The sequence below is a fragment of the Flavobacteriales bacterium genome, assembly GCA_016124845.1.
GTDB lineage: Bacteria > Bacteroidota > Bacteroidia > UBA10329 > UBA10329 > UBA10329.
On record WGMW01000018.1, the window covers coordinates 34,969 to 43,377 of the forward strand.

The 8,409-nt window shown below is 49.8% G+C and carries 6 protein-coding genes; 5 read left to right on the forward strand and 1 reads right to left on the reverse strand.

Annotation, left to right across the window (positions count from 1 at the left end):
• Positions 1-48 precede the first annotated feature (48 nt).
• From GC178_08795 to GC178_08815, 5 genes are all read left to right on the forward strand, one after another.
• Positions 49-1,839, forward strand: coding sequence for an acyl-CoA dehydrogenase (locus tag GC178_08795; protein MBI1287661.1), 1,791 nt, complete (start codon positions 49-51; stop codon positions 1,837-1,839).
• A gap of 506 nt (positions 1,840-2,345) precedes the next feature.
• Entirely contained in the window at positions 2,346-4,025 is a 1,680-nt protein-coding gene (gene ettA, locus GC178_08800) for an energy-dependent translational throttle protein EttA (GenBank protein ID MBI1287662.1), read from the forward strand.
• Between the two features lie 94 nt (positions 4,026-4,119).
• Positions 4,120-5,550, forward strand: coding sequence for a histidine--tRNA ligase (locus GC178_08805; GenBank protein MBI1287663.1), 1,431 nt, complete (start codon positions 4,120-4,122; stop codon positions 5,548-5,550).
• A gap of 145 nt (positions 5,551-5,695) precedes the next feature.
• Positions 5,696-6,364 (forward strand): bifunctional demethylmenaquinone methyltransferase/2-methoxy-6-polyprenyl-1,4-benzoquinol methylase UbiE, encoded by a 669-nt coding sequence (ubiE, locus tag GC178_08810; GenBank protein ID MBI1287664.1) that lies wholly within the window; start codon positions 5,696-5,698, stop codon positions 6,362-6,364.
• A 1-nt stretch (position 6,365) separates the two neighbouring features.
• Entirely contained in the window at positions 6,366-7,112 is a 747-nt protein-coding gene (locus GC178_08815) for an outer membrane beta-barrel protein (protein ID MBI1287665.1), read from the forward strand.
• A gap of 6 nt (positions 7,113-7,118) precedes the next feature.
• Here GC178_08815 and GC178_08820 read toward each other — a convergent pair whose 3' ends face one another.
• The gene (locus GC178_08820) at positions 7,119-8,333 is read right to left on the reverse strand and encodes a carboxypeptidase M32 (GenBank protein ID MBI1287666.1); all 1,215 of its coding nucleotides are present in this window, start codon (positions 8,331-8,333) and stop codon (positions 7,119-7,121) included.
• Positions 8,334-8,409: the final 76 nt, after the last annotated feature.

The following is an 8,409-nucleotide window of genomic DNA, read 5'->3' on the forward strand; positions in this document are numbered from 1 at the left end:
AATTCGTATCAGCGCTAACTAAGACAACAATTACAAAACACAATAAGAATGGAAACAGTAGAAAAAAAGGCGCTGCAAGGTGGTGAGTGGCTCGTTCGCGAGTCTGAGTACCAAGACGTTTTTACTCCAGAAGAGTGGACGGAAGAGCAGCAGATGATCGCGCAGACATGTCGTGATTTCATCGCACAGGAGGTAACTCCGAACTTGGACCGCATCGACACCTTGGAAGAAGGTCTGATGGCCGGTCTGATGGACAAAGCAGGTGAGTTGGGTCTGTTGGCCATCACCGTTCCTGAGCAGTACGGTGGCATGGGAGCCAGCTTCAATACCAGCTGTCTGGTGGCCGAAGCAACAGGTTCTGGACATTCGTTCTCAGTGGCTATTTCAGCCCACACGGGAATCGGAACGCTGCCACTTCAGTATTACGGAAACGAAGCTCAGAAGCAGAAATATCTTCCTGGTCTTGCCAGCGGTGAGTTGAAGGCTTCTTACGCTTTGACCGAGCCAAGCGCTGGATCGGATGCGAACTCAGGAAAGACCAAAGCGGTTCTTTCTGAGGATGGAAAGCATTACATCCTGAACGGACAGAAGATGTGGATCACCAATGCGGGATTCGCTGACCTGTTCACCGTTTTCGCCAAGATCGATGACGACAAGAACCTGAGCGCTTTCTTGGTTGAAGGCAGTTGGGAAGGAGTGAGCCTGAACGCAGAGGAGAAGAAGATGGGTATCAAGGGTTCATCTACCCGCCAAGTGTTCTTCAATAATGTGAAAGTTCCTGTGGAGAACCTGCTTTCCGAAAGAGGAAATGGTTTCAAGATCGCGGTGAACATTTTGAACATCGGTCGTATCAAATTGGGTGCTGCTGCCATCGGTGGTGGTAAGCAAGCCATCACACAATCGGTGAACTACGCCAACGAGCGCGAACAGTTCGGTCGTTCCATCACCAAGTATGGTGCGATCCAATACAAATTGGCGCAGCAGGCCATCCTTTGCTGGGTGAACGAATCTGCAACCTACCGTGCTGGACAGGACATCGAAAACTGCATCGACCGATACATCTCTGAAGGCATGGACCCAGAGCAGGCAAAACTGAAAGGTGTTGCTTCTTACGCTGTGGAGTGCGCCATCCTTAAAGTATTCGGTTCTGAGATGATCGACTACGTGGTGGACGAGGCGGTTCAGATCTACGGTGGTATGGGCTTCAGTGCCGAGTCGCCAGTAGAGCGCGCGTATCGTGATGCACGTATCAACCGCATCTTCGAGGGAACCAACGAGATCAACCGTATGCTCACCGTGAACATGATGCTTCAGAAAGCCATGAAAGGTGAGTTGGATCTGATGGGACCTGCACAGAAAGTGGCTGGTGAGTTGATGAGCATTCCTGAGCTTGGCGAAGAGGACAACAGCCTTTTCGGTAAGGAGAAAGGATACCTGAAGAACTTCAAGAAGGCCGCATTGATGGTGGCCGGATCTGCGGTTCAGAAATTGGCCATGACATTGGCCAAGGAGCAGGAAGTGCTGATGAACATTGCCGACATTCTGACCGCCATCTACACGGCCGAAAGCGCATTGCTTCGTGCTGAGAAGATGGTGAGCGTGAAAGGCGAAGCTGCTTGCGCTGCACAGATCGATATGGTAAAAGTTTACTTCAACGACACGGCCGACAACATCTGGAAGTGGGGCAAGGACGCCATTGCTTCTTATGCCGAAGGCGATGAGTTGAAGATGATGAACCTTGGAATCAAGCGATTCACCAAGACGGATGTTTACAATGTGAAAGACGCCCGTAGAAGAATCGCCAAAGTGATCATTGACGAGAACAAGTATCCTTTCTAAGGATAATTGGTTGATTGTATAGTAAGGTTGGCCCCGATCGGATTTCCGGTCGGGGTTTTCTTTTGCCCACAGTTCTGTGGATGTACATTGCGGTCTCATCCTACCTTGATTCGGGCACGAATGGGTGCAGAAAGGCTTCTCATCAGAAGCATTCGGGTACGAAAGAGCGTAGAAGGACCTCTCATCACATGTATTCGGGTACGAAAGAGCGTAGAAGGATCTCTCATCACATGTATTCGGGTACGAAAGAGGGTGGAAAGACCCCTTATAACAGGCTTTCGTGTACGAAAGAGCGTAGAAAATCCTCTCATCAGAAGCATTCGGGTACGAATGAATGCAGAAAGACCTCTTGTCACAGGCTTTCGGGTACGAATGGATGCGGTAAGACCTCCTTTCAGAGGCATTCGGGCTTGTTCTGAGAGCGATTTCAGACATCCTTGAATATGAAGTCTTCAAATCTTAACTGAAGCAAGGCTTTCTATCTTTGCCCCCCAATTTCACAAGCCATGTCAGACGATAAGAAGGTCATTTTTTCGATGGTGGGCGTCAGCAAGACGTTCCAATCCAATAACAAGAAGGTTCTCAATAATATCTACCTCTCGTTCTTCTACGGGGCCAAGATCGGTATCATCGGTCTCAACGGTTCGGGTAAATCAACCCTCCTCAAGATCATCGCAGGGCAGGATAAGAGCTACCAAGGCGATGTCGTTTTCTCTCCGGGGTATTCCGTTGGATACTTGGAGCAGGAACCGCAGCTCGACCCTGACAAGACCGTGAAGGAAGTGGTGATGGAGGCCGTGTCGGAACTGGCCGGCATCATGAAGGAATATGATGAGGTGAACCTGAAATTCGGGGAGCCGATGAGCGATGATGAGATGAACAAACTCATTGAGCGCCAAGGCGTATTGGCGGATAAGATCGAAGCGATGGGCGGCTGGGAACTCGACCACAAGCTCGAAAGGGCTATGGACGCGTTGCGTTGTCCTCCGGACGATCAGAAGGTAGGAACCCTTTCAGGTGGGGAGAAGCGTAGAGTGGCGCTTTGCCGTCTGTTGCTTCAAGAACCGGACATCCTTCTTTTGGATGAGCCTACCAACCACTTGGATGCCGAGAGTATCGATTGGTTGGAGCAGCACTTGCAGCAGTACAAGGGAACGGTCATCGGCATTACGCACGACCGTTACTTCCTCGATAACGTGGCCGGATGGATTCTCGAACTCGATAGAGGTGAAGGTATTCCGTGGGAAGGAAACTATAGCTCTTGGTTGGATCAGAAGAGCAAGCGACTCAAGCAGGAGGAGAAGCAGGAAAGCAAGCGCAGAAAGACCCTCGAACGCGAGTTGGAGTGGGTGCGCATGAGCCCCAAGGCACGGCAGGCAAAGAGCAAGGCACGTTTGAGCGCATACGACAAGCTTTTGAATGAGGATGTGAAGCAGAAAGAGGAGAAGTTGGAGATCTTCATCCCCAACGGACCGCGTTTGGGAACCAACGTCATCGATGCCATCGACATCTCCAAAGCCTATGGCGACAAGCTGCTTTACGAACACTTGAATTTCAGTCTGCCACCGAACGGGATCGTGGGCATCATTGGCCCTAACGGTGCGGGTAAGACCACACTTTTCCGCATGATCATGGGCTTGGAGACACCAGATACGGGACAGTTTATTGTGGGCGATACCGTAAAGGTGGCCTACGTGGATCAGCAGCATCAGGACATCGACCCGAACAAGACTGTTTGGGAAACCATTTCTGACGGATTGGAAGAGATGGAACTGGGCGGAAGAAGGATCAACTCACGCGCCTATGTGTCGCGTTTCAACTTCGGTGGTGGCGATCAGGGCAAGAAAGTAGGAATGCTTTCGGGTGGTGAAAGAAACCGCCTGCATTTGGCCATGACCTTGAAGCAAGAAGCGAACGTGCTCTTGCTGGATGAGCCGACCAACGATATCGATGTGAACACGCTTCGAGCGTTGGAAGAAGGTCTGGAAAGCTTCGCAGGTTGTGCGGTCATCATCTCTCACGACCGTTGGTTCTTGGACCGTATCTGTACGCACATCCTCGCGTTCGAAGGCGATTCGCAGGTGTACTACTTCGAAGGTGGCTACTCCGATTATGAGGGGAACAAGAAGAAGCGCTTAGGAGACACAGGGCCAAAACGACTGAAGTATAGAAAGTTGGTTGGATAGTCCACGGTCCATCGTCCACAGTCCACGGTCCACGGTCCATCGACAATAGCTATCGACCATGGTCTATGGACTATCGACTAAGAAGCGAAATAAAATGAAGCTGAATACCCCCAAAGGAACCCGCGATTTTTCTCCTGCCGAAATGGTGAGGCGGAATTACATTTTCGATACGGTTAAGAGCGTTTTCAAGAAGTACGGTTACCAGCCCATCGAAACGCCATCATTTGAAAATACGGATACTCTACTTGGGAAATATGGTGAAGAAGGTGATAAACTGATTTTCAGAGTTCTGAATTCAGGAACGTTTATTAAGAACATTACGACTGATCCAGAGAAAACCGCACGTTGGAAAAGGTTATTTGAAGAAGCTGAAAAAGGGACTCTTGACGTAGATAATTACTTCAAGGAGTATCTGATTAAGGATTTACCAAGTATTTCGGATAAGGCATTACGCTACGACCTCACGGTTCCCTTCGCACGTTTCGTAGTTCAGCATAGAAACGAGATCACGTTTCCGTTCAAGCGGTATCAGGTGCAGCCCGTGTGGCGTGCTGACCGTCCGCAGAAAGGCCGTTACCGTGAGTTCTACCAATGCGACATTGATGTGATCGGTAGCGATTCGCTGCTCAACGAAGTGGAAATGGTACAGGTGGTCGATGAGGTTTTCAGCAAGCTGAATGTGCCCGTTACCGTCAAGATCAACAACCGAAAACTGTTGGCCGCCATTGCCGAGGTGATCGGTGCGCCAGATGCATTTGTAGATATTACCGTGGCACTCGATAAACTCGATAAGATAGGCGAGGAGAAGGTGTGCAACGAACTCAGGGAGCGCGGTATTTCCGATGCTTCCATCGAAAAGCTGTTGCCGCTCATGCGTTTCCAAGGGAACACGCCAGAAAAGCTGGAATTCCTGAAAACCTACCTCGGAAGCAACGAAACAGGGCAGAAGGGAATTGCGGAGGTTTCGGAAGTACTCGGAACTTCACAACAACTCATTTCAGACAGAACAGTTCTCGAACTTGACCTTACACTCGCCCGCGGACTGAACTATTACACAGGTGCCATTTTCGAAGTACGTTCCAATATTGATGGTACGCTTTCGAGCAGTATTTCGGGCGGTGGCCGTTATGACGACCTCACAGGCATCTTCGGTATGCCAGATGTTTCTGGTGTCGGAATCTCATTCGGTGCAGACAGAATTTACGATGTGCTTCAGGAAGCGAATCTGTTCCCAGAGTTCACTTCAGACAGCACCCAGGTGTTCTTCGTCAACTTCGGAGAGAAGGAAGCAGCTTACTGTCTTGGTCTGTGCAAACAACTTCGCGAAGCTGGCATCAATACGGAGCTTTATCCCGATAGCGCCAAAATGAAGAAGCAGATGACCTACGCCAACAACAATACTATTCCGTTCGTGGCCATGGTCGGTACGCAGGAAATGGAAGCAGGCAAGATCGGTCTGAAGAATATGGTCACAGGCGAGCAGCGTTCGGTGACCGTTTCTGAATTGATTTCCATCATCGTGTAGGGGCGCATGGCCATACGCCCTTACTGCGCATACCCTTACTGTTCAACGATTACCTTTGCCTCCCGTGAATTCAACAGTAGAAAATAAAGCAGAGGCGGTAAAACCCTACAGCGAGCAAGGTTCCAAGAAGGAGCAGGTGGCGAACATGTTCAACAACATCGCCCACAAGTACGACTTCCTCAATCGTTCCCTCTCAATGGGTATCGATATCATCTGGCGCAAGAAGGCCATCGCGCAGCTGAAAGAAATTCAACCCAAGGTCATCTTGGATGTGGCCACAGGCACGGGCGATGTGGCCTTGGAGGCCATGAGCCTGAAACCTGAGAAGATCATAGGCGTGGACATTTCCACAGGCATGCTGGAACTGGGCAGAGAGAAGATCGCGAAACGACATCTTTCTGACAGAATCGAAATGATCGAGGGCGATTCGGAGAATCTTCCGTTCGAGGACAATAAATTCGATGCCGTGACCGTTGCGTTCGGGGTGAGAAATTTTGAGAACCTTTTGAAAGGATTGAAGGAGATCAACCGTGTATTGCGGCCAGGAGGGAAGTTGGTGGTGCTCGAATTCTCGCAACCGCGAAAGTTTCCCATCAAACAGTTTTACTGGTTTTATTTCAATAATATTCTGCCGCTGTTCGGCAAGATGCTTTCCAAGGATGATTCGGCCTACACGTACCTGCCCGAATCGGTGAAAGCATTCCCTGACGGACAGGATTTTCTGAATGTGATGAAAGAGGCTGGTTTCCAACGCAACACTTCCAAAACGCTGACGTTTGGTATTTCCAGCATTTACACAGGACTAAAAGCCTGATTTGCGCAACATAAGCCGACATATTCTTCTTATCACCACCGTGATCCTCGCGTTTGCGGCCGTTACCGTCCCCAAAATGGCAAGGGCGCAGTTTCCGCACAAATACAAGGAGAAGAAGATGCTCAACCTCACCAAGTACGACCGCAAGCTGGTTCACTTCGGGTTTATTCTGGGTATGAATTACGCAGATATTGCGGTGAAGCTGAAAGACAACATCCAAGCGTTGGATTCGGTGTATGTGGTCCAGCCGAAAGGCTCACCTGGCTTCGACCTCGGTATCGTTTCCGACCTGCGCATGGGCGAACATTTTAACCTGCGTTTCATTCCTGGCATCTCCTTCATCGGACGAACCATGGAATACACCATTTATGAGAAGGATACCGTGCCTGTAGTGTACGACAAGACCGTCAATTCCGTTTATCTGCAAGTGCCGTTGTATTTCAAATTCCGCTCACGCAGGATCAACAACTGGCGCGTGTACATCATGGGCGGTGGCAAGTTCATGTACGATATGGCCACCAAGGCCGATGTGAAAAGTGATGAGGTGATTCTGAAAATGAAACGGGAAGATTACACGTGGGATCTGGGTGTCGGTGTCGATTTCTACCTCGAATATTTCAAGCTCACCACCGAAGTGAAAATGGCCTTCGGTCTGAACAACCTAATGGTGAAAGATCAAACGGTCTTCACCAACTCCATTCAGTCGCTCAACTCCAAAACCTTTCTGTTCTCGCTTTATTTTGAGTAAATTGACTCAAACCCCATATATCACCCCATACTTTTTCTGGGCGTAATCCATAAAGTACTTGGCGTTCAGCGGTTCGCCCGTAATGCGTTCCGAAAGCTCATCCGAACCATATTGTCTTCCATATTGGTGGATGTTCTCGCGAAGCCACGCCAACAGATTTTTCAGGTACGGACGGGCATCATTCGGGTCGAGCGTTCCGATCTGGTTTTCCGCAGCCGCATGGAACTGAGCCGCGTAGAAACTACCAATAGAGTAGGTAGGGAAGTAGCCGATGCTGCCATGGCTCCAATGGATGTCCTGCAACACACCTTGGCTATCGCTCGGAACATCCACACCCAAATATTCCTTGTATTTCGCGTTCCACGCGGATGGAAGATCGGCCGCATTCAGCTTCTCTTCCATGATCGCCTTCTCGATCTCGTAGCGGATCAGAATATGGAAATGGTAGGTCAACTCATCGGCATTCACTCGGATCAGGCTTGGCTCAACCTTGTTCATTGCCTTGAAGAAATCCATGGCCGAAACACCGTCAAACTGCGTTGGGAAGATCTCCTTCAACCGCGCGAATTTCCATTCCCAGAAAGCAAGCGAACGACCCACGTTGTTCTCCCACAATCGGCTCTGACTTTCATGAATTCCCAATCCAACAGCCGAACCCGAAGGAAGTCCGTAATCGGTGTCTGGCAGACCTTGCTCATACAGCGCATGCCCACCTTCGTGAATACAACTCCACAGCATTTCGTTGAACGTTTCCTCCGAAACACGGGTGGTCACCCGAACATCCTTCGCCCCAAAATTGATGGTGAAAGGATGGCTCGAAAGATCTTGTCGGCCACCGTCAAAATCGTAACCCATATCCTTCAGAACCTCAATCCCGAAATCCCATTGCTTGTCGTGGTTGAAGTACTGGTCCAAGAAACTGTCGTTCACCTGCGGCTTGGCTTTGATGGCATCCAACAGCGGCTTCAGATCGTTCTTCACACCATCGAATAATCGATCAAGTTTTGCTACGGTGCAATCAGGTTCGTACTCATCGCACAGCGCATCATACGGATGCCCTTCAAAACCCACAATTCCCGCTTCCCTGCGCTTCAGGTCGATCACCTTTTGCAGGTAAGGCGCGTAAATGCCGAAATCGTTCGCCTTCTTGGCTTCCTTGAGTCGTCCTAAAATAAGTTGACAGGTTTTTACTGTTGATTTTTGGAAGAACCTGCCCGATATCGGGCAGGGTTCTTTGGTGTATGAAGTTAGGTGTTTTCATATTCAGGCTCAGGTGTGGTCTCTTCCTGTTATACGT

What these genes read in the sequence shown, in the direction of transcription:
- GC178_08795 (MBI1287661.1), top strand. Translation starts at nt 49, where the DNA reads ATGGAAACAGTAGAAAAAAAGGCGCTGCAAGGTGGTGAGTGGCTCGTT.
- GC178_08805 (MBI1287663.1), top strand. Translation starts at nt 4,120, where the DNA reads ATGAAGCTGAATACCCCCAAAGGAACCCGCGATTTTTCTCCTGCCGAA.
- ettA (MBI1287662.1), top strand. Translation starts at nt 2,346, where the DNA reads ATGTCAGACGATAAGAAGGTCATTTTTTCGATGGTGGGCGTCAGCAAG.
- ubiE (MBI1287664.1), top strand. Translation starts at nt 5,696, where the DNA reads ATGTTCAACAACATCGCCCACAAGTACGACTTCCTCAATCGTTCCCTC.